Raw genomic sequence first — 20,819 nt, forward strand, 5'->3', positions numbered from 1 at the left:
GGGATGTCACTCACCGCATGTCTCCTTCAACTCCCGATCCATTGCGGCACGAACCGCACCAGCGCCACCACCACGGCGGCCGCCGTCACCACGACCGCCACTACGAGCAGGGCCAGCATCAACCGCCGGCCCCGCGCGATCTGCGGGGTAATCATGGGGTCTTGCTCCTCTCCGACACGATCCTCCGCGACGTGAGCCGCCCGACGCGCAGCCCGGTCCGCGACAGCAGCCACAGCACCGGCTCCGCCGCCCGCAGCTGCTCGGAGTCCAGGGCGCCCGCCCCGGTCGCGGCGCGGGCACTCACCGCCCAGTAGCGGGCCGCCGCGAAATCGTGGCCGAGGCTGCGCACCAGGTCGTCGAGGCCGATGTCGCTCAGCCAGTCGTCGACCGGTTCCGCGGGCCGCGGCAGGGAGGTCAGCCGGTCCAGGGTGTCCCGCTTGGTCACCACCGTGGCCACGGCCAGGCGCCGGCGGCGGCCGCTGAGCCCTTGCAGCTCCCCGGCGAACACCGCGTACGTCTCCACGGGCCCGAGGTCGGCCGGCCGCGCGGCCGCCGCCAGCTCGGGGTCGCCCGCGCGCAGGGAGCGGCGTACGACGGGCGAGGCGAGCACGTCGGCGACCAGCAGCACCCCGTCGGCGTGCGCCAGGTAGCCCTGCAGACGGGTGTTGTCCGCGTCGCGCAGGGACTCGCCCATCGGGTCGTACAGGTAGAGCAGCCGCTGCCTGCGGCCGTGCCCGACCAGCAGCATCAGCGCGCGGGGCTGGCCGCCCTGGGTCTTCAGCGTCCACCCCGAATCCCTCAGCTGCGTGCCCAGCACGTTGGCCTCGCGCAGGTCGTCCGGGGAGGCGAACTCGACGGTCAGCGAAGACTGGTGGGACAGGGACCGCAGCCCGTCGAGCACGGCCGCCATCAGCATGGTCTTCCCGGCGGAGGTGCCGCCGATCAGCGGCAGGTGCACGACCCGCGTCGTGCCGACCGCCGGGGGCAGCGGCTGGTCGCAGTGCGGGCAGCGGGCGGTGAGTCGCCGCCGCCCGGTCAGGGCGGTGGTCGGCAGCGACCGGCCGCATCGGCACACGTGGCGCAGGGCGCCGAAGCCGCCGGGCCGCAGCTCCCGGTGGGCGGCGCCGCAGCCCGGGCACAGGTGGACGGCCAGCGGGAACGGCCGGTAGCAGCGCGGGTAGGGGCACTTCATGCGCACGCCCCGAGCCAGCTTCCACAGCCGCTCGGCGCCCCGCCCGGCTCCGACCGCGGCCAGGGCCGCGAGGGAGACCAGGGCGAGCTGCGCGGCGAAGACCACCGCCACGCAGAGCAGCAGGGCCGAGGCGAGCAGCGCGGACAGCAGCGCGGCCAGGGCCGTACCGGGCGCGACCGCGCGCCGCAGCAGCCGGCCGAAGCCGCTCTCCGACCGCATGCCGGTCCGGCCGCTGTGGCCCCGCAGCAGCCGGTCCCGCACCACCTTCCCGAGCCAGTGCCGGCTGAGCAGGTACCAGACGGTGCGGGCGGCGAACAGGAGGGCGTGCCCGCAGTCCTGCCACATCTGGAAGGCCCAGTACGCGCGCAGGGCCGGCTCGCTGCCGGGGTACGGGACGACCCGCGGGTCCGGGGTCCGGCGCTCCCGAGGTCCGAAGGCCCGCCCGGCGGCTCCCAGAGCCAGCCCGAGGAACTGCCACAGCCCGTAGAACAGGCACACGCCGACGGCGACGATCCCGGTGCCGTAGACGAGCGCGCGGAGAACGATCTCGGTACTCACCACTCCCCTCCCCGGTCTCCGTGGCCGTGGCCGTGGCCGTGGCCGTGGCCGGGGGCACCCGGGCGCCCGTACCCGCTGGAGGAGCCGGGGCCTTCGGTCGGCCGGCCGGTCGGGCCGAACCCGGCAGGGTCCTCGCCGGGCCGCCGGCGGTGCGCGTCGTACGTGCGCGGGATGTCGGGTCCATCAGCGGGGCGACCGCTGCTGCCGGGTGCTGCGGACCCGCCGGGACCGCCCGGCAGGCCGTCCCCGCCCTCGGTGCCGCGCCCGGCGGCCAGGCCCTCGCCCGAGCGCTCCGCGGACCCGCCCTCGGCGCCGCGCCCGGCGGACCGGCGCTTGAACCGGTCGCGGAGCCGACCCATCGCGCTCGGGCGCTGCCAGGTGCGGAACTCGTCCGCCAAGCGGCCACCCAGCCGGGACAGGGCCTTCTCCGCCGAGGAGAGCTCCGCCGGCGCCAGACCCCGCACGACCGGCCGCAGCACCCCTTCGAGCAGATCGGTGCGGGCCTCCTGCCAGACCGGTCCGGCCTGCGGCTGGGAGGACCACACCGTGAAGCAGTCCGCGACGAAGGAGGGGGACAGCCGCAGCCGGGCCGTGACCTCCGCCTCCCGCGCGGCCAGCCGGTACGCGGCCAGCAGATCCGCGTCATTGCTCTCGATCAGCGCCCGCAGCTCGTTCTCCGGCCGCTCCTCGGCCAGCAGCAGTCGCGCGGACAACGCCGCGTACGCCTGCGCGCGCGCCCCCGGCTCCGGGCCCGTCGACCCCAGGTCCAGGGCCTGGCGGACCCAGCCCGGGCCCGCCGTGCCCGCGCGCAGGTTGCGGGCCAGCTCCAGGATCAGCAGCGACGGCCGCAGCGGGGCGGGGAGTTCCCGCTGGAAGTCCGTGAGGATCTTGGGCGCCAGTTCCGCCGCCTCCAGGTCCTCGGCCGGGGCCAGGGCCGCCGCCCGCGCGAGCAACTCCCAGGTCCCGGCCTCCCGGTGGACGTGCGCCCCCGTCGCCCCGAGCAGCAGCGCGGCCTCACCCGCACGCGGCGCCTCCCCGTCCCACACCAGCCGCATCGCGGTGCGCAGCACCAGCGGCTCCGCGTACAACGAGACCCCGGACTCGCCGAGCAGCGCGTGCAGCGCCGCCACCCGGTCCGGGGCGGACCCGACCACACCGGAGGCCGAGGCGCACATCCGCAGGTGCGGCCGCGCGTCGGAGGCCGACAGCCGCAGCCCGGTCCGGGCGAACAGGTTCCGTGCCGCGGCCGGATCGCCCGCCGCGAGGGAGTCGAGCTGATTGAGTACGAGGGCCCGCAGCGCCGGCAGCTCCGCGAGCGCGGCCCGTACCCCCTCGCCGTACGCCCAATCCGGATCGGCGAGCAGCGCCAGCGCCAGCTGCCGGGCCACCCCGGGCAGCAGGTCGGCGGTGTCCGCCCCCAGCACGGAGGCGACCCGCAACAGCCCTGCCCGGTCGCCCGGTTCGGTCCCGGGGGCGCCGAGCCCTGCCCGCAGCCGCGGCTCCAGTTCCGCGGCGAGCCGGGCCCGGGCGGGCCCGCCCAGCGCCCCGGCGGAGGGCAGCACGGCGGGCACGGCCGCGCCGCGCACCGCCTCGGCGAGGGCCAGCTCGGCCAGGGGCTCGCACACGGCGGGCGGGGCCCAGCCGTCCAGGGCCGCCAGCAGTCGCCCGCAGGCGGCGACCTCGGCCGCGTCCCGGTCCCCGGCGGAGGGCGTGGGGCGGCCCAGTGCCAGGGCCAGCGCGTGCAGCCGCGCCGCGTCCAGGGCGCCGGGGTGCCCGGCGGCCCAGTCCGCGGCGGCGGTCCGGCCGGGGGCCGGCAGGGGGATGTCGGCGGCGAGGGCGAGCGCGGCCAGCGGGCCCGCGTCGTACGGGTCGGCGCCGAGCCGGCGGACCTCCGCGAACAGCTCCTGGCGCCGCGCCTGCCAGATCCGGGCGGCGGTGTCGGCCCACGCGTCGGGCGCCCCGGCGGCGGGGGCCGTCGCGCGCGTGGCGTCGTACACCCGGTAGCGGCTTTCCTGCCCGGCGAGGCCCAGGCCGTCCTCGGGGACCACACCGATGATCTGCTGCCGGGCCAGTTGGGGGCGCCGGGTGTAGGTGGTGAAGGTGAGCCACTGGCCGCGCTGGTGGGGCAGCACACTGCACGCGAGCATGATCCAGCGGGCCACGGCCTCGCTGCCCGTCTCCACGAGCACGATCTGCGGGGCCGCCGGGTCCTCGCCGAGCCGGCGCACATCGGCGAAGAAGCCCGCGAGCCACGGCCCCCGGGCGCTGACGAACTCGGCGAGCCCGGCCGGGTCGTGCGGCCCCGGTACGGGAACGGCCGCCAGCGCGGGAGCCCCGTCCGCCGGGGTGTCGACGGCCCACTGCGGCGAGCCCCAGGAGGTGATCGGCAGCGCGCCGACGGCCGGTCCGGAGCCTTCCTGCTGCGGCAAGTGCACCGCGTGGGCGTGGAAGTTGCCCCAGCGTCCGCTGTAGTCGGCGCCCGTGTACACAGCACGGGCCAGCAGCCGGCTCCCGTCGGCCAGCACGCTCAGGCTCAACGCCTGCGGAAAGGACACCAGTTGTTCCGGACTCGGGCGCGGCGGCGCCTCCCGGGGCGGCTCGTAGCCGATGAGCTGCTCCGCCTCGCGCAGCAGCCCGGCCGGCACCCCGGGGGTGACGGCGGTGAACCGGAACCCGGAGCCGTCGGGGCCGGGTGGCGCCGAGGTGTAGTGCAGTTGCGCGAGCTTCACGCCTCTCCCTCCACCCCGGCACGACCGCCCGCGCCGGGACCGCCCGTGCCACGACCGCCCGCGCGCGCGGCGCCCGAGGCCTGTGGCAGCAGGCCGCCGAGGCCCAGCAGCCACAGCAGCGGGTCCTCCACGCGCAGCGGCTGCGGACCGGACTTCGGGGCGTCGGCGGGCGCGTGCGCGGGCGGCGGCGAGCCGAGCGCCGACAGCCCGAACAGCGACAGCTGCGCGAAATCCCGTTCCAGTTGCCGCAGCAGGGCGCCCGAGTCCCAGCCGTCCAGCAGCGCCCGCATCTCCTCGTGCACCGCGAGCCGGTCCTCTTCGTCCACCGCCCCCGCCGAGTGGTCGGCGTTGCGCAGCAGCGGGGAGTGCGGGTCCACCAGCGCGGAGAGGGAGTCCGTCTTGGTCACGGCCACCGCCACCGGGGTGGTGACCCGGCCCCGGGAGGAGCCGCGACCGCGGGCCCGCAGCTGCGCCGCGAGGTCCCCGGCGATCTGCTGCGGCGGGGTCTCCACCACCGGCAGCGGAAGCTCGGAGTCCTCCGGCAGCCGGTCGCGCACCGCCCGCATCTGCAAGGGGTCCACGAGCAGGATGATCCCGTCGGCGGCGGCCAGGTAGTGCGTGTACCGGTCCATGGCCTCGGCGCTGCCCAGGTCCTCGCCCGCCGCGTCGAAGAACACCAGCGCGGTGTGCCGGCTGCCGTCGCCGCGCAGCCGTCGCCGCAGCGGCAGGCTCAGCCGGTACAGCAGCGGGTCGTTGAAGCCGAGCGCGGCCGGTCGGGTGGCCTCGGGCAGCCGCAGCCGGTCGTAGAGGTCCTCGGCCATCTCCCGGTCCCGGCGCTGGGTCTCGCCGCCCATCGGGGTCAGCGAGGCCCCGTAGGCCCGCCCCACCCTGCCGCGCAGCTCGTTGACGAGCACGGACACGTACGTGCTCTTGCCCGAGCCCTTGGGGCCGAGCAGGGCGATGATCCGGGTGTCCTGGTCGCAGTAGTCACTCGGGAAGTCGCTGTGGCAACGCCGGCACACCCGGACCGGGGTGGAGACCCCGCAGTCCGGGCATTCCGCCCGCGATCCCCCGCCGCCGAGCGGCAGTTGGCGCGGAATCCGCCCGCCGAGGCCACGCGCGGCCTCGAAGACGGGCCCGCGCATCTTCAACGCGGGCGGCACGGCCGGACCGATGAACTCGGCCCACACCGTGTCGAGTTCGGCGGTGCAGGGCTTGCCGCCGCGCACCCCGGTGGGGGACATCTGGCAGCGGTAGGGCAGCTTGGCGGCCGGGGACCGGTCGAAGCAGTAGGGGCAGACGACGGAGGTCATGTCAGCGGACCACCAGGGACTGGATCGGGGGCTCTTCGAGCCGGACGGAGGCGGCACGGCCGCCGAGGAGGAAACCGCGGACGGCGTACGGACGGCCGGGGGCGGTGGCGGGGTCGATCTCGCGCTCCAGCGTCCCGGCGGAGGCGAGCTCGTCTCCGGTCAGCCGGCACAGGGTCGTGCCGCCGGTGGGGCCGTGCGGGCGCTGCGGGTTGCGGCCGCCGTCGCCACGGGCGACCAATACGAAGCCGGGAAGCTCGGCGGTGGCGTCCGTGGCGCGTACGGTCACGCGCAGGACGGCGGGCCCGCGGCGCAGGCCGCGCCGGGCGCCGGGCAGGAGTTCGTAGGCGATGGCCACGTCGGCGGGCAGCTCGGCCCGCGCATCGCCGGACGCGGCGGCAAGCACGGAGCGGGCGCTGCGGGGCGCCGCGTAGGCGTCGACGCGTAACGCGGCGGGCGTGACCGGCAGCCGCAGTCCCTCGCGGAGGAACACGCTACGGGCCACGGCGTGCTCGGTGACCCGGCCGTCCTGGGTGACTGCGGCGGTGACGGTGCCGGTCGTGCCCGGCCAGTCGAAGGTGAGCTGCACCTGCTCGGGCGAGGTCCGCCGCACCGCGAGCCCGGTCACCGCTAGCGGCGCCTCGACCAGCACGACCGGCCCGGCCAGCGCCCGCTCCCCGAGCACGGCCACGGCGGCCACGCTCACGAGCGTCCCACCGGGCGGCCGCCCCACCAGGAGCCGGCCGCGGTCGTCCCAGGGCGCGGCGCCGCCGCCTGGACCGGCCGCGCCCGCGTGGCCGCCGGCCCCGGTCGTCCCGGCCCCGGTCGTCCCGGCCCCGGTCGTACTGCCGTCGGCTGCGCCCGTTCGGGTGGTGTCGATGCGGCTGGTTTCGGTGCCGGCCGTCTCGGGACCGCCCGCGTGCGCTTCGGTGGGGCCGAGTGCGCGCGGGCTGATCCAGGTCAGGGGCGGCGGCAGGTCGGCGGTCCTCAGTTCGGTGCCCGCCGCGGGCGCGCCGGCGGGCCACTCCACCAGGCGTACCACGGTGCCGTCGGCACCCTCGGCGCCGGTCACGTGGAAGCGCAGGCCGCCCGACTCCAGAGGCGTCGCCGTCAGGGCGCGCACGGGAGCCGGCCAGGGGTGGACGGTGGCCGGGGTCGTCACCGGCGCCGAGAGGATCGCGCGGCCGGAGCGGCCCGGCACCAAGTACCGGGCACGGACGACGAGTTCGTGCGCGCCGGGCTCCAGCCCCTCGGCGCGCAGGCTCTCCCGCCCCGGCGCGAGGCCGGCCACGCGTCCCCGCGGGCCGGTCAGGGTCACCTCGGCGTCGGCCGCGCCCGCCGGGGCGGTCCAGGTGGCCTCGATCCAGCCGTTGCCGTCGGCGACGCCCAGCCCCGTCACCGTCGGGGCGACGGCCACCGGGGCGCCGATCAGCGGCGGTCCGTCCACCGCGCCGTCGTCCCCGAGCGGCAGGGCGACATGGCGGACGCGTACCCCGATCCCGGTGTCCCGGTCCAGCAGGACGCCCCCGCGCGGCCGCCCCGCCACCTCGGCGAGCGGTAAGCCCGCCGGCTCGCCCTGGGTGAGCCGCACCACCCGCCAGTTCCGCCCCTCGAACCGGCCCGGCGGCCACCGCAGTTCGACGCCGTCGGGCACGAGTACGGATTCCAGCGGGCCGGGATCGCCCGGCTCCGGCCGGTACGTGCGGACCAGCCCGCGCACCGCGCGCGGGCAGTCTCCCGCCAGCCAGGCGGCCTCCTCGTACTGGACGGAGGCCCGGTCCGGTTCGCCCTGCTCCTCCAAGCGCCGGGCCGCGTCGAGCGCGGCGTCGGCGGCCCCCGCCCGGGCGGCCAGCTCGGCGCGCCGGGCCTCCAGGGAGCGGTCCCCGCCCCCCGCGGGCAGCACCGCGGCCTTCCGCCCGGCCGCCCGCACCCGCCGGGTCAGCCAGTCGTCCTCCAGGCCCTCGGCGGCGGCCCGCTGCCCCGCGTCGAGCCGGGCCCGCGCCGCCGCGGCATGGACCAGTACCGCCGTCTCCGCCGGGTCCACCCCCAAGCCGGCCGCGGTGGCGGGCAGGTGGCCCGCGGGGTGGTCGTGCAGCAGGTGGACGAGCTGGTAGAGCAGGATCCGCCGCAGCGCCGCCGGGTCCCGTTCCTGGATCCCCGCGAGCCGGTCCAGCAGCCATGCCGCCTCGGGCCGGTGCACGCGCAGCGCGCGCAGCACCGCCGCGTTCACATGGGCGCGCCGCCCCGGCCGTTCGACGCGGAAGACCCCGTCGAGCACCCGCAGGCGGCCGCCCGCAGGGGCCAGGAGTGCACCCAAGTGACTTAATCCGAGGGTCTGTTGCGCGGAGACGAGTTCCCCGTACCCTCCGACGAGCGGCGAGAGCGGCAGACCGGAGAGCGCGCGGGACAGCCCGAGGGCATGCCCGAAGTCGGTCCCGGCCATCCGTTCTGCGCCCCCCGTGCAGTGTGTGGGAGGTCATTCCAGCAGATACGCGGGCCGTTCGGGAGAGCTTTCGTTCTCCAGGTGTACGGCGCACCGTCACGAAGTGATCTCCGTCCGGTACCCCGGGGGCGCTGTTCTTGGGGCGCCCCCAGACACCCCCCTCACCCGCAGAGGACGTCACTCCATGACCGAATTCAATCGGCGCAGGTTCCTGCAGATAGCCGGTGGCACCGCCGCCGTCGCGATGCTGAACGAGAGCATCGCGCGGGCGGCCGCCATCTCGGCGCAGGGCACCACGGGAACGATCCAGGACATCGAGCACATCGTCGTCCTCATGCAGGAGAACCGGTCCTTCGACCACTACTTCGGCGCGATGAAGGGGGTCCGGGGCTTCGGCGACCCGCGTCCCGTCCTCCAGGACAACGGCAAGTCCGTCTTCCACCAGTCCAACGGGACGAAGGACATCCTCCCCTTCAACCCGCAGATCGAGGACCTCGGGATGCAGTTCCTGGAGGGCCTGAACCACGACTGGGCCGGCGGCCACCAGGCGTACAACAACGGCAAGTACGACAAGTGGGTTCCGGCCAAGACGGCCACGACCATGTCGTACATGACGCGGAACGACATCCCGTTCCACTACGCCCTCGCCGACGCCTTCACCGTGTGCGACGCCTACCACTGCTCCTTCATCGGCGCCACGGACCCCAACCGCTACTACATGTGGACGGGTTACACGGGCAACGACGGCGTCGGCGGCGGCCCGGTCCTCGGCAACCAGGAGGCCGGTTACGGCTGGAAGACCTACCCGGAGCGCCTGGAGTCGGCCGGAGTCTCCTGGAAGGTCTACCAGGACATCGGCGACGGCCTGAACGCGGCCGGTTCGTGGGGCTGGATCAACGACGCCTTCCGCGGCAACTACGGCGACAACTCGCTGCTGTACTTCAACAACTACCGCAACGCCCAGCCCGGCAGCGCCCTGTACGAGAAGGCCCGTACGGGCACCAACGTCAAGGCGGGCGACGGCTACTTCGACCGGCTGCGCGCGGACGTGGTGAACGGCACCCTCCCGCAGGTCTCCTGGATCGCCGCCCCGGAGGCGTTCAGCGAGCACTCGAACTGGCCGACGAACTTCGGCGCCTGGTACATCTCGCAGGTGCTGGACGCGCTGACCGCGAACCCGGCGGTGTGGGCGAAGACGGCCCTGTTCATCACCTACGACGAGAACGACGGCTTCTTCGACCACGTCGTGCCGCCGTACCCGCCGGCGTCCTCCGCCTGGGGCCTGTCCACGGCGAGCGTGACCGGCGACCTGTACACCGGTGGCGTCTCCGGCTACTCGGCAGGCCCGTACGGCCTCGGCCCGCGCGTCCCGATGATCGTGGTCTCCCCCTGGAGCAAGGGCGGCTACGTCTGCTCCGAGACCTTCGACCACACCTCGGTGATCCGCTTCATGGAGAAGCGCTTCGGTGTGCAGGAGCCCAACATCTCGCCGTGGCGCCGCGCCGTCTGCGGTGACCTGACCTCCGCCTTCGACTTCACCCGGGCCGACGCCGCGCCCGCCGCCCTGCCGTCCACGGCCGGGTACGTCCCGCCGGACAAGAACCGCCACCCGTCCTACCACCCGACGCCGCCGGCCACGGGCACCCTGCCGAAGCAGGAGGCCGGCTCCAAGCCGACCCGCGCGCTGGGCTACAGCCCGTACGTGGACGGCCGGGCCACGACCTCCACCGGCAAGTTCACCCTGACCTTCGCCTCCGGCCCCACCCTCGGCGCCCACTTCCACAGCACCTCGGGCAACCGCACGGACGGCCCCTGGCCCTACACGGTCGAGGCGGGCAAGACCCTCTCGGACACCTGGTCCACGAGCAGCTCCACCGGCAACCAGATCAACCTCACGGTGTGGGGCCCGAACGGCTTCCTGCGCACCTGGAAGGGCCCGGCGAAGAAGGCCGGCCCCGAGGTCACGGCCCGCCACGACGGGGCCACCGGAAACCTCAAGCTGACCCTGAGCAACTCCGGTTCGGCGGCGGTCAACCTCACGGTGACCAACTCCTACAACGCCGCGACCCAGACCCTCCGGGTCGCGGCCGGCGGCACCGCCACGTACACGGCGGACCTGAGCGCGACGGGCCGCTGGTACGACGTCACGGTGGTCTCCGACGCGGACACCACCTTCCTGCGCCGCTTCGCCGGCCACGTGGAAACGGGCGCCCCGGGCGTCTCCGACCCGGCGATCAAGACCGCCTGACCCGGTTCCCGTACGGGTGAACCCGCCGCTTCAGCCGCCCGCGAAGTTAACGCTTGCGTTAACTTCGCGGGCGTGGCATTGCCGCGACAAGGCCGGGAACTGGCAGCGGTGGTATGAAGTCAACATCCCGCTCGCGGAGAAGCGCTACCAGGCCCACATCGCGGAGCTGGACACCAGGGAGTACGAATCGGCGCTGTCGGTTGGGAGGAGGCCAAGCCCCAGGTGCGTGAGCGCCGGGTGGCTGCCGGCCTGCCGGTGCGGTCTCCGGCGGAGAAGCAGGCCGCGATGGATCGGCTCATGGCCGAGGTCCGCGCCTATCGGCTGGCCGAGATCCGCCAGGAGCAGGCGCTGACCCAGAAGGACGTCGCGGAGACCATGGGCGTCTCGGCCCCCAGGGTGTCGGCCATCGAGAACGGCGAAACCGACCGCACGGAGGTCGCGACCCTGCGCTCCTACATCGAGGCGCTCGGCGGCCGGCTGCGCGTGGTGGCCGACTTCGGGGACACGGAGTACACCGTGGCGTGACTCGTCCTCGGGCGACGGTGTGATGGTAGGCGCGCTGGGCAGAACGTACGGCGTCGGTCTTCTCCACCCCGTCACCGAGGGAGAACGCATGGCCATCGCCCACCGCAGGATCGGTACCGGACCCGTCCGCGTCATCGTGCTGCACGACTGGTTCGGCACCTCCGCCAACTGGGGCTCCGTACTGGACTACCTGGACCCGGAGGGGTTCTCGTACGCCTTCCTCGACTACCGCGGCTACGGCGACCGCCGGGACGTCCCCGGCCGCTACACGCTCCCCGAGATCGCCGACGACGTCCTCGAACTGGCCGACGAACTCGGCTGGGACACCTTCTCCCTCCTCGGCCACTCCATGGGCGGCAAGGCCATCCAGCAGGTGCTGGTCCGAGCTCCCGAGCGGGTGGAGAAGCTGATCGGGCTCACGCCCGTGCCGGCCGCCCCGTACGAGATGGACGACGCGACCCACGCCCTCTTCTACGGCGCCGCCGAGGACCCGGCCAAGCGCCGGACCATCCTCGACCTGGTCACCGGCAACCGCGCGAGCCGCCACTGGCTCGACCGCATGGTCGAGCACTCCCTCGGCGTCTCCCGCCCCGAGGCCTTCGCCGGCCACCTCGCGAGCTGGCAGCCGCTCGACCTGTCCTCCGCGGTGAAGGGCAACACCGTCCCGGTGCTGGTCCTGGTCGGGGAGTACGACCTCGCGCTCACCGCCGAAGTGATGCGGGCCACCTGGCAGGCCTGGTACCCGAACTGCCGGATCGTCACGATCCCGGGCTCAGGCCACTACCCGCCGCACGAGACCCCCGTGGCCTTCGCCACCGAGGTCGAGGCCTTCCTGAGGGCGTGACGTCGGCGGCCTGTGGGCGGCTTGTGGGCGATCTGTCGGTGGCGGCCGTGATGGTGGTCCCACGAGCCCGTCCGGGGCTCGCGCCGACAGAGGAGACGATCATGTACGAGCAGCTCGTGGAGCGGATGCGGGAGTACCTCGACGCCGGGCTGGCGCTGGACATCGACCGGCTGGACGCGTTGTACGACCCCGAGTTCGAGAACCTGCGCACCGATGAGGCGGGCCGGTCGGTCACGCTCACCAAGGCCCAGTTCATGGACCGCTTCCGGGCCCTGCGCGAGCAGGGGGAGCGGCTGGGCGACTCCGTCGACGACGTCACGTTCCCCGGCGCGACCGTGTGGGGGGACCAGGCGTCGGTGATCATGCGGCGGGCCGAGAACGGCGTCCCGGCGCTGTACCACTTCGTCTGGCGCCTGGAAGGCGGACGCCCCACGACGCTGGTGCGCGAGTTCACCTTCGAGAAGGACATCTCCGCGCTGCTCCGCCTGGTACAGGCGTAACGGAAAAGCCCGTGAGGGGTACGAGGAAACCTCGTACCCCTCACGGGACCAACAGGGTGAGTGACGGGACTTGAACCCGCGGCCACCTGGACCACAACCAGGTGCTCTACCAACTGAGCTACACCCACCACGAAGGGCGGCGGACCACCCGTTCGATGTGCATGCACAGCATAGCCGATCAGCGGGGTGGTCCTGCGACGCCTTATTCCGCCACGGCGGCGGCCGGGCGCGCGGCGGTGGCGTGGGTCACAGCGGCCACGGCGAGGGCCCGGACGATCGGGTGCGGCACCGTCCCGTCCCCCTGCAGCTCCGGCTGGAACAGCGTGGCCAGGAAGAACGGGTGCCCGGGCAGCTCCGCGATGCGCACCTGCCCGTCCTCGTCGTGGCCGGACAGGCGCAGCCCGTGCGCGGCGAGGGTCGGCAGGTGTCGGGGCTCGGGCCCGTAATTGCAGTGGTAGCGCTCCATCGACCGCTCCGCGCCGAGCGCGGACTCGGCGAGCGAGCCGGGCTCGGCCCGTACGAGGCCCTCGTGCCCCACGAGCGAACAGGCGAGCGGCGTGATCAGCGGGTCCGCCGCGCCAGGGTCGTTCTCCGCGTGGGCGGCCGCGGTCAGCCCGCACACCGTCCGGGCGTACTCCAGCAGGGTGTGCTGGAAGCCGCCACAGGTCCCGAGGAAGGGAATGCCCTCCTCCCGGGCCACCCGGATCGCGTCCAGCACCCCGGCCTCGCTGGCGTACGGGCTGCCGGGGAGCACCCACACGGCGTCGAAGCGGGCCAGTGTCCCGGCGGCGGCCTCGGCAGCGGCGTCGCCGGTGGGGATCCAGTAGGCGTCCAGGACGAGACCGTCGCGGGCGGCCAGGGCGTCGAGGAGGAGCGGGATGCGGGTGTGGGACTTCACGTGCGGGGAGCGGTCGCCGACGAGGGCGATCCGCGCGGTCTGTGCGGTGGTCATGTGGATCATCTTGGTCCCGGTCCATCGTTCAGCGCCAACGATTGTTGCTGCATGCTCGATAAGCACTGCTGATGGTGAATCCAGCCCCGCCGGCGTTTGAGGCGCGGGAGTGCGGGGGCGGAGCCCCCGCGGGTCCACGCGGAGCCGCCCGCAGGGCGCCCGGCATGCTGGGCGGATGGATCCGCACCTGCTCCGCACCTTCGTCGCCGTGGCCCGGCTGGCCTCCTTCTCGGCCGCCGCGCGCGAGCTGGGCTACACCCAGTCCGCCGTCTCCCAGCACATCGCCGCCCTCGAAGCGGACCTGCGGGCCGAGCTGCTCACCCGGCGGCCCGTGGCGCCCACCCCGGCGGGGATGCGGCTGCTGGAGCACGCCGGACCGCTGCTGCTGCGGCTCGACGCCGCGCGGGCCGACGTGCTGCGGCTGGCCGCCGCCCCGCCCGGGCGCGTCACGCTCGCCGTGTCCCCGCTCGCGCTGGGGCCCCGGCTGCTCGCGGCCCTGCCCACCACCGGGGTCACGCTGCGGGTCGTCGCCCCGGCCGAGGTGCCGGCCGCCGTCGCCACCGGCGGCTGCGACCTGGGCCTCGTCGACGGGCCGGCCGCGCTGAGCGATCCGCTGCGGCTGCCCGACGTGGCCCCGCTCACCGTGACGGGAGTCGGCGAGGAGGAGATCGCCGTACTGCTGCCCGCCGGGCACCCCTTCGCGCGGCGGGCCTCCCTCCGGCTGGACGACCTCGTAGACGCCCGCTGGCTCGACGCCCCCGGCCTGTGCGCCCCACCGCTCACCGCCGCCCGCTCGGCCCTGCGCTACGACGGCACCGACCTGCACGGCCTCTGCGCCCTCGCCACGGCCGGCCACGGCCTGGTCCTGCTGCCCCGCCGGGTCGCCGAGGCCGCCGGCGGCGGGGTCGCCGTACCGCTGTCCGCGCCCCGCCTGGTGCACCGTACGGAGCTGCTCTCCCCGGGCACGCCGACCGGCGCGGCCGCTGCCCTCGCCGCACGCCTGACGGCAGGATCACCCGCATGACACGTGACGCCACATCCGAAGGCCCGGCACCCTTCACGGCCGACGACTACTCCGCCCGGATGGCCGCCGCCGCGCAGACCGCCGCCGACGCGGGACTCGCCGGGCTGCTCATCGCCCCCGGGCCCGACCTCACCCACCTCACCGGATACCGCCCCACCGCCGAGACCGAGCGGTTGACCCTGCTCGTGCTGGCCGCCGGGCAGGACCCGGTACTCGTCGTGCCCGCGCTGGAGGCACCCGACGCCGCCAAGGCCGCCGGCGCCTCCGCGCTGACCCTGCGGGACTGGACCGACGGGAAGAACCCGTACGCCCTGGCCGCCCCGCTGCTGGACGTGGCCGGCCGCTTCGGGGTCAGCGACAACACCTGGGCCCTGCACCTCCTCGGCCTCCAGCGGGAGTTGCCCGCGACCTCCTACGTGTCCCTCACCGACTCCCTGCCCATGCTCCGCGCGGTGAAGGACGAACGGGAGCTGGAGCGCCTCGCCGCGGCGGGGGAGGCCGCCGACGCCGCCTACGAGCAGATCCTCCACGTCCCCTTCGCGGGCCGCCGGGAGACCGACGTGGCCGAGGACCTGGCGGCCCTGCTGCGCGCGCACGGCCATTCCCAGGTCGACTTCACCGTCGTCGGCTCCGGCCCCAACGGCGCCAACCCGCACCACGAGGCCGGCGACCGGGTCATCCGGCACGGGGACATGATCGTCCTCGACTTCGGCGGCCTCAGGTACGGCTACGGCTCCGACATCTCCCGCACCGTGCACGTGGGCGAGCCGACCGCCGAGGAGCAGCGCGTGCACGACATCGTCCGCGAGGCCCAGCAGGCGGGCGTGGCGGCGGTCCGCCCGGGGGTCTCCTGCCAGGAGGTGGACCGGGCGGCCCGCGCGGTGATCACCGAATTCGGCTACGGGGACCGCTTCATCCACCGCACCGGCCACGGCATCGGCGTCACCACCCACGAACCCCCGTACATGGTCGAGGGCGAGGAGCAGCCGCTCGTCCCCGGCATGTGCTTCTCCGTGGAGCCGGGCATCTACCTGCCGGACCGGTTCGGCGTCCGGATCGAGGACATCGTGACGGTCACCGAGGACGGTGCGCGGAGCTTCAACAACGCCCCGCGCGAGCTGGCCGTCGTGGAGTGACCGGAGGGGTGCCTTGTCGATCGGGCCGGGTCGGCAAGGCACCCCGCGCAGGGGAACCACACCGGGTGCCGCTCGCGTCAAACGCGTGTGCCCGGCCCGGCCATCCGGGGTGCCGATGGCCATGGTGGTGCGATGGGTTGGCGGAAACGGGGGGAGGACCGCTGGTGAGTGGTGCGAATCGGGACATCTGTGTCGTCCGGATCAAGGACGGCGACGACTGGTCCGCAAGGTTCGTCATCGACGGCAGACGGTACGCGGATCCCGATGCCGTGGACGCGTTGTCGCTGGAGGCGTTCGACGAGCTGCAGCGGCGCCGCGTACCGGCGGAGTTCGAGACCAGAGAGGTCAGCCCGACGGAGCCGGCGATGCGGCTGCCGTCGTGGGAGGAGTACCGCCGTCACCTCGCGCTCGATGACTCGGGGACCGACTGACGAGTGATGCGCTCTACGACGGAGGTTCCCAGAGGGTCAGTTCCGCCTTGTAGTCGGGTGTCGCGAGACGGGCCTCGCCGACGCCGATTTGGTTGGGCACGACAGAGGTGATCTTCAGCATCGCCAGGTAGCCGCCGGACGTCTGAAGACAAAGAAGGTCACCTTGGACGACCTTGGCGGAGCCACCGTGCAGCTCGTGGGCCAACAGCTTCGTCGACAGCCCGTTCTTCTTCATGCCGTCCGCGCACTGCTCCGGCGTGGTCCCACCGCTCTTGCCCCATCCGCCCTTGAGTCCCGTGAACTCGAATTCACCAGTGGACAGGGAGATCTCATTGGCATCGTAATTCGCCTTGGGATACCCCTTGTCGAGGTCGATGAACTCGATGCCGCTTCCCCTCGTGAGTGAAATCGGCTTGCTCTGCTCGACAGCCTTGTACTTCTTGTCTCCGCCGTCGCGGGTGAGAACCCAGGCGCCGCCGGCGATCAGGCTCAGCGCCAGAACCGTACCGCCGATGAGCATGGCCTTCCGGTGGCTCCCTGCCGCTCGGGCGGGTGGGGTGTCCGGGGCGTACCGGGGAGTCGGTGTGGGCGGGGCGGCCTGGGTCGGGGCGTACGGGCCGTGTTGGGTAGGGCGGTTGGGGCTGGGCACCGCCTGGGTGGGGACGTAGGTGGCCTGATGTGCGGGCTGCTGCGGCTTGCCCAGTTGAACAGCCTGCGGCTGCTCCGAGGCCTGGGTCCGAGCCGCGGACCGCGGCGGACGCAGAGCCTCCTGCTCGCGTCGGGCGATCTCCGCGGTGAGCTGGGGCGGCAGCCAGTCGGTGAAGTCGGAGAGCTGCCGTCCGGACACCTGCCGGCACCAGTCGGCGAGGGCGGTGGGAGTGGGCCGGGCAGCAGGGTCGGCGGCCAGGCATGCCTGGAGCAGGGGGCGAAGCTGGTCCGGGTAGCCGCTCAGGTCCGGTGGCTGCGCCTGAGTGTTGGCGATCTGGGCGGCGATGGAGAGTCCCGAGCCGTCGCCGTAGGGGTGACGGCCGGTCGCCACGATGGCCGCGATCAGTCCGAGGGCGAAGACGTCGGTGGCCGGGGTGACCCTTCTTCCCAGTGCGTGTTCGGGCGACATGTATTGGGGAGTGCCGATGAAGCCGCCGGTCTGGGTGAGCTGGGTCGTGTCGGTGGCGCGGGCGATGCCGAAGTCGATGACCCAGGGGCCCTGGGAGCCGAGCAGGATGTTGCTGGGTTTGAGATCGCGGTGGATGACCGATGCGGCATGCACCGACACCAGGGCCCGGGCGGTGCACCCGACGAGCTGGAGGGCGGCGGGAAGGGGCAGTGGGCCGAAGGCGGCGAGCGCGTCGTCGAGGGCGAGCCCGGGGACGTAGGAGGTGGCGATCCAGGGCTGGTCGCCGTTCATGTTGTGGTCCAGCACCGGCACGATGTGGTAGCCGGAGACCCGGCGGGCGGCCTGGACCTCCGCTTCGAAGCGTGCCCGGAAGGCCGCGTCCTGGGCGAACTCGCGGCGGATCAGCTTCAGCGCGACCGGCTGCTCGCCTCGGGTACGGGTGAGATAGACCGAGCCCATGCCGCCCTCGCCGATCCTGGCGAGGAGTTCGTAGCCGGAGACCTCGGAGGGGTCGTCCGGCCCCAGTGGCTTCAGGACGGGCTGATCGGCATGTGGCATCGGTTCCCCCTCGGGCGCGCGGCAGTCGTCTGATGCTATCGATGGCATGCCCATGTCGTTCCGGGCGCGGCGGTCCGTGGGAATCACGGCGGCGACGGGCGAGATCGCCCGGACAGCGCCTACGGGCCCAGGACCACCGCCGATTCGCCGGGTAGGTGGATCCGCCCGTCCGGACCCGGGGGGTCGACCGGCTCCCACGCGGCCAGCACACGGACGCTGTTGCGGCCGAGTGCGATCGTCCACGGCTCCGGCGACAGGTTCACCGCGACCCGGACGTCGCCGCGGCGGAAGGTGAGCCGGCGGCGTTCCTCGTCGTGGGCGACCCGGACCGCCGCCAGGTCCGGGTCGCGCAGGTCCGGGTGGGTGCGGCGAAGCGAGATCAGGGTGCGGTACCAGGCCAACAGGCGGGCGTGCGCGGGCCGTTCGGGTTCCGTCCAGTCCAGGCGGGAGCGGTCCCGGGTGGCCGGGTCCTGCGGGTCCGGGATCTCTTCCGCCTTCCAGCCGTGCGCCGCGAACTCCCGGCGCCGTCCGGCCCGTACCGCCTCGGCGAGCGCCGCGTCGGGGTGGTCGGTGAAGTACTGCCAGGGCGTCCCGGCCCCCCACTCCTCGCCCATGAACAGCATCGGCACGAACGGCCCGGTCAGCGCCACCGTCGCCGCGCAGGCCAGCAGCCCGGGGGAGAGCGAGGCGGAAAGCCGGTCGCCGAGTGCCCGGTTGCCGATCTGGTCGTGGGTCTGGGTGTAGCCGAGGAAGCGGTGGGCCGGGGTCCGGCGGTCCACCGGGCGGCCGTGGGTGCGGCCCCGGAAGGAGGACCAGGTCCCGTCGTGGAAGAAGGCCCGGGTCATGGTCTTGGCGAGGGCGCCGAGCGGGGCGGCGGCGAAGTCGGCGTAGTAAGCCCGGGATTCGCCGGTCAGCGCGCAGTGCAGGGCGTGATGGAAGTCGTCGTTCCACTGGGCGTGCAGACCCAGCCCCCCGGCGGCGCGCGGGGTGACGGTGCGCGGGTCGCACCGGTCGGACTCCGCGATCAGGAACAGGGGGCGGCCGGTCTCCGCCGCCAACTCGTCGACGGCCGCGCTCAGTTCCTCCAGGAAGGTCAACGCCCGGTCGTCGGCCAGCGCGTGCACGGCGTCCAGCCGCAGCCCGACGATCCCGTAGTCGCGCAGCCAGGCCAGCGCACTGCCGAGCAGGTACGCGCGCACCTCGTCGGAGCCGGGCGCGTCCAGGTTCACCGCCGCGCCCCACGGGGTGTGGTGGGTGTCGGTGAAGTACGGGCCGAAGGCGGGGAGGTGGTTGCCGGACGGGCCGAGGTGGTTGTGGACGACGTCCAGCACCACCCCCAGCCCGGCCGCGTGCGCGGCCTCGGTGAACCGGGACAGTCCGGCGGGGCCCCCGTACGGCTCGTGCACCGACCAGGGCGCGACCCCGTCGTACCCCCAGCCGTGCCGGCCGGGGAAGGAGCACACCGGCATCAGCTCCACGTGCGTGACGCCGAGCGCGGTGAGGTGCCCGAGGCGGGCGGCGGCCGCGTCGAAGGTGCCCTCGGGGGTGAAGGTGCCGATGTGGAGCTCGTACAGGACGGCGTCCTGGAGCCGGGTGCGGGGCGGCGGAGTCCGCAGCGCGGTGAGCGCCTCGAAGTCGACCACCGCGGACAGTCCGTCGGGGCCGTCCGGCAGGCGTCGGCCGCGGGGGTCGGGCCGTGGGGTGGTCTCGCCGGCCGGCAGGAAGCCGTACCGGCTCCCGTCCTCGGCGGGCGCCTCCACCGTCCACCAGCCGGCGCGGGCCGGATCGCGTGCCATGTCGTACGTCGCGTCGTCGAGTCGCAAGGCGACATGACCTGTCAGTGGTGCCCACACCTCGAACTGCACGGACGGGTCCCCTCGTCTCCGGCGGTGTCCAGCATGCGTATCCTGCCCATCATTCCGGGCGTGGCGGGGGAGTTCTGGACACTCCGCCCCCGACGGGCCGACAATCACCCTGTGACGTCGAGTTTCGAGTTCCCCGCCTACCCCGTGCCACGGCTCTCCGACGCCGAGCGCGACCGGGCGCTGGGCCAGCTCCGGGAGGGCGCGGCCCTCGGGAAGCTGTCCCACGACACGTTCCTGCGCCGGATGGAACTCGCCCTGGTCGCACGCCGCTCCGAGGACCTGGCCGTGCTCACCGCCGACCTCCAGGCCCGGCAGGGTGCCGAAAGCCCGTGGACCCGTCGGCTGTTCGGCTGGGTCGGCCGCGCCTCCGCCGTGAGCGTCGGCGTCCGGCGTGCCTGGGCTGCCGAGAAACTGCCCAAGCTGCTGCTCCCGCACCCGAGCGCGGTGGCCCTGCGGATCGGCCGCGACCCGGGCAACGGGCTGCGGCTCAGCCACGAGACGGTGTCCCGGGTGCACGCGGAACTCAGCATGCAGGGCGGGGTGTGGGTGCTGAAGGACCTCGGCTCGACCAACGGGACCACGGTCAACGGGCTCCGGGTCACGGGCTCCGCGGTGGTCCGCGACGGGGACCAGATCAGCTTCGGGAAGATGAGCTTCCGCCTCTCGGCGGGGTAGGTCCTGTCAGCTAGTGCTGTGGCCGGAAAGGTTTGCCGGGGCGCGGTGTTCGGTGCGGTGCATCGCAAGGCGGAGGGCCGCGGCTCGTACTGGACGTACTTGCGCGGTCCGACAACGCGGCGAGGTGCCGTACCGGGCGCCGTGACCCGGTGAACCTTTCCGGTCACAGCACTAGGGACCCGCCGGTGCGTGTTCGGCGGGCACCGCGCAGGATGGCGTCCATGGAACCGGAACGCACCCCTGTCATCCGCCGCGCGCGCCCCGCGGACCTGCCGCGGCTGGTCGAACTCATCCACGAGCACGTCGCCTACGAGAAGTCCGCGCCGCGCCCGCCGGGTCTCGCCGAGCGGCTCGGCCCGCAGCTCTTCGCCGAGGACGCTCGGCTTTGGGTGCTGCTGGCCGAGAACCCGGACGGCGAGGTCGCCGGATACGCCGCCTGCTCGGCGGAGTTCGCCTTCTGGGACGGCCGGCACCACCTCCACATGGACTGCCTCTACCTCGCGGAGGAGGCCCGCGGCCATGGCCTCGGGGCCGCGCTGATGGGCGCGGTGACGGGCCTGGCCCGCGAGCTGGGCCTGGACCACGTCGAATGGCAGACCCCCGCCTGGAACGAGGGCGCGATCCGCTTCTACGACCGGCTCGGCGCCACCGGCGCCCCCAAGCGCCGGTACGCCCTGCCCGTGGACCGCGCCGAGGCCTGACGGGGCGCGGC

Annotated in this window: 17 protein-coding genes and 1 tRNA gene; 9 read left to right on the top strand and 9 right to left on the bottom strand. The window is 74.1% G+C overall.

Annotated features, from left to right (window positions below; all coding sequences use genetic code 11):
• Window positions 1-26 precede the first annotated feature (26 nt).
• Genes ACFV9H_RS16360 through ACFV9H_RS16380 form a run of 5 tightly spaced genes read right to left on the bottom strand, consistent with a single transcriptional unit; the run spans window position 27 to window position 8,232 of the window.
• Window positions 27-155, bottom strand: a complete 129-nt coding sequence (locus tag ACFV9H_RS16360) for a hypothetical protein (protein ID WP_385398258.1) — start codon at window positions 153-155, stop codon at window positions 27-29.
• Window positions 152-1,750: a hypothetical protein gene (locus ACFV9H_RS16365; protein WP_385398259.1), complete on the bottom strand. Its 1,599-nt coding sequence runs from the start codon at window positions 1,748-1,750 to the stop codon at window positions 152-154. Before ACFV9H_RS16365 ends, ACFV9H_RS16360 begins: the two co-directional genes overlap by 4 nt.
• Entirely contained in the window at window positions 1,747-4,479 is a 2,733-nt protein-coding gene (locus ACFV9H_RS16370; RefSeq protein WP_385398261.1) for a GTPase-associated protein 1-related protein, read from the bottom strand. The genes ACFV9H_RS16365 and ACFV9H_RS16370 overlap by 4 nt, the downstream gene beginning before the upstream one ends.
• The gene (locus ACFV9H_RS16375; RefSeq protein ID WP_385398263.1) at window positions 4,476-5,792 is read right to left on the bottom strand and encodes a hypothetical protein; all 1,317 of its coding nucleotides are present in this window, start codon (window positions 5,790-5,792) and stop codon (window positions 4,476-4,478) included. The genes ACFV9H_RS16370 and ACFV9H_RS16375 overlap by 4 nt, the downstream gene beginning before the upstream one ends.
• Before the next feature lies 1 nt (window position 5,793).
• Window positions 5,794-8,232 carry a hypothetical protein gene (locus tag ACFV9H_RS16380; protein ID WP_385398265.1) on the bottom strand — a complete coding sequence of 813 codons (2,439 nt, stop codon included), beginning with the start codon at window positions 8,230-8,232 and terminating at the stop codon, window positions 5,794-5,796.
• 184 nt (window positions 8,233-8,416) lie between these two features.
• On the opposite strand from ACFV9H_RS16380, the gene ACFV9H_RS16385 reads away from it, so the two are divergent.
• The 4 genes from ACFV9H_RS16385 (at window position 8,417) to ACFV9H_RS16400 (ending at window position 12,349) form a co-directional block, all read left to right on the top strand.
• On the top strand, window positions 8,417-10,480 hold the full coding sequence (locus ACFV9H_RS16385; RefSeq protein ID WP_385398267.1) for a phosphocholine-specific phospholipase C: 2,064 nt from the start codon (window positions 8,417-8,419) through the stop codon (window positions 10,478-10,480).
• 186 nt (window positions 10,481-10,666) lie between these two features.
• Window positions 10,667-11,005: an XRE family transcriptional regulator gene (locus ACFV9H_RS16390; RefSeq protein ID WP_385398319.1), complete on the top strand. Its 339-nt coding sequence runs from the start codon at window positions 10,667-10,669 to the stop codon at window positions 11,003-11,005.
• Between the two features lie 88 nt (window positions 11,006-11,093).
• Window positions 11,094-11,849: an alpha/beta fold hydrolase gene (locus ACFV9H_RS16395; RefSeq protein WP_385398269.1), complete on the top strand. Its 756-nt coding sequence runs from the start codon at window positions 11,094-11,096 to the stop codon at window positions 11,847-11,849.
• A 101-nt stretch (window positions 11,850-11,950) separates the two neighbouring features.
• Window positions 11,951-12,349, top strand: coding sequence for a hypothetical protein (locus ACFV9H_RS16400; RefSeq protein WP_385398271.1), 399 nt, complete (start codon window positions 11,951-11,953; stop codon window positions 12,347-12,349).
• Window positions 12,350-12,404: 55 nt separating this feature from the next.
• On the opposite strand, the gene ACFV9H_RS16405 is transcribed toward ACFV9H_RS16400, so the two are convergent.
• Together ACFV9H_RS16405 and ACFV9H_RS16410 are read right to left on the bottom strand one after the other, a co-directional pair.
• Window positions 12,405-12,477 (bottom strand) — tRNA-His (locus ACFV9H_RS16405).
• 74 nt (window positions 12,478-12,551) lie between these two features.
• Window positions 12,552-13,301, bottom strand: a complete 750-nt coding sequence (locus ACFV9H_RS16410) for a hypothetical protein (protein ID WP_385398273.1) — start codon at window positions 13,299-13,301, stop codon at window positions 12,552-12,554.
• A gap of 175 nt (window positions 13,302-13,476) precedes the next feature.
• On the opposite strand from ACFV9H_RS16410, the gene ACFV9H_RS16415 reads away from it, so the two are divergent.
• The 3 genes from ACFV9H_RS16415 to ACFV9H_RS16425 all read left to right on the top strand — a co-directional run bounded on the left by ACFV9H_RS16415 (window position 13,477) and on the right by ACFV9H_RS16425 (window position 15,892).
• Window positions 13,477-14,325, top strand: a complete 849-nt coding sequence (locus tag ACFV9H_RS16415; RefSeq protein ID WP_385398275.1) for a LysR family transcriptional regulator — start codon at window positions 13,477-13,479, stop codon at window positions 14,323-14,325.
• Entirely contained in the window at window positions 14,322-15,461 is a 1,140-nt protein-coding gene (locus ACFV9H_RS16420) for a M24 family metallopeptidase (RefSeq protein ID WP_385398277.1), read from the top strand. The genes ACFV9H_RS16415 and ACFV9H_RS16420 overlap by 4 nt, the downstream gene beginning before the upstream one ends.
• A gap of 164 nt (window positions 15,462-15,625) precedes the next feature.
• Entirely contained in the window at window positions 15,626-15,892 is a 267-nt protein-coding gene (locus ACFV9H_RS16425) for a hypothetical protein (protein ID WP_385398279.1), read from the top strand.
• A gap of 13 nt (window positions 15,893-15,905) precedes the next feature.
• Here ACFV9H_RS16425 and ACFV9H_RS16430 read toward each other — a convergent pair whose 3' ends face one another.
• Both ACFV9H_RS16430 and treZ read right to left on the bottom strand, forming a co-directional pair.
• Window positions 15,906-17,567 (bottom strand): protein kinase, encoded by a 1,662-nt coding sequence (locus tag ACFV9H_RS16430; protein ID WP_385398281.1) that lies wholly within the window; start codon window positions 17,565-17,567, stop codon window positions 15,906-15,908.
• 119 nt (window positions 17,568-17,686) lie between these two features.
• Window positions 17,687-19,432 (bottom strand): malto-oligosyltrehalose trehalohydrolase, encoded by a 1,746-nt coding sequence (gene treZ / locus ACFV9H_RS16435; protein ID WP_385398283.1) that lies wholly within the window; start codon window positions 19,430-19,432, stop codon window positions 17,687-17,689.
• Between the two features lie 111 nt (window positions 19,433-19,543).
• Here treZ and ACFV9H_RS16440 point away from each other — a divergent pair, with 111 nt between their 5' ends.
• A complete protein-coding gene (locus tag ACFV9H_RS16440; protein WP_385398285.1) occupies window positions 19,544-20,107 on the top strand; it encodes an FHA domain-containing protein in 564 nt (187 codons plus the stop codon).
• A 221-nt stretch (window positions 20,108-20,328) separates the two neighbouring features.
• Window positions 20,329-20,808 (top strand): GNAT family N-acetyltransferase, encoded by a 480-nt coding sequence (locus ACFV9H_RS16445; RefSeq protein WP_385398287.1) that lies wholly within the window; start codon window positions 20,329-20,331, stop codon window positions 20,806-20,808.
• Window positions 20,809-20,819 lie beyond the last annotated feature (11 nt).

Origin of the sequence: Streptomyces sp. NPDC059874 (assembly GCF_042731135.1) — a bacterium.
GTDB lineage: Bacteria > Actinomycetota > Actinomycetes > Streptomycetales > Streptomycetaceae > Streptomyces.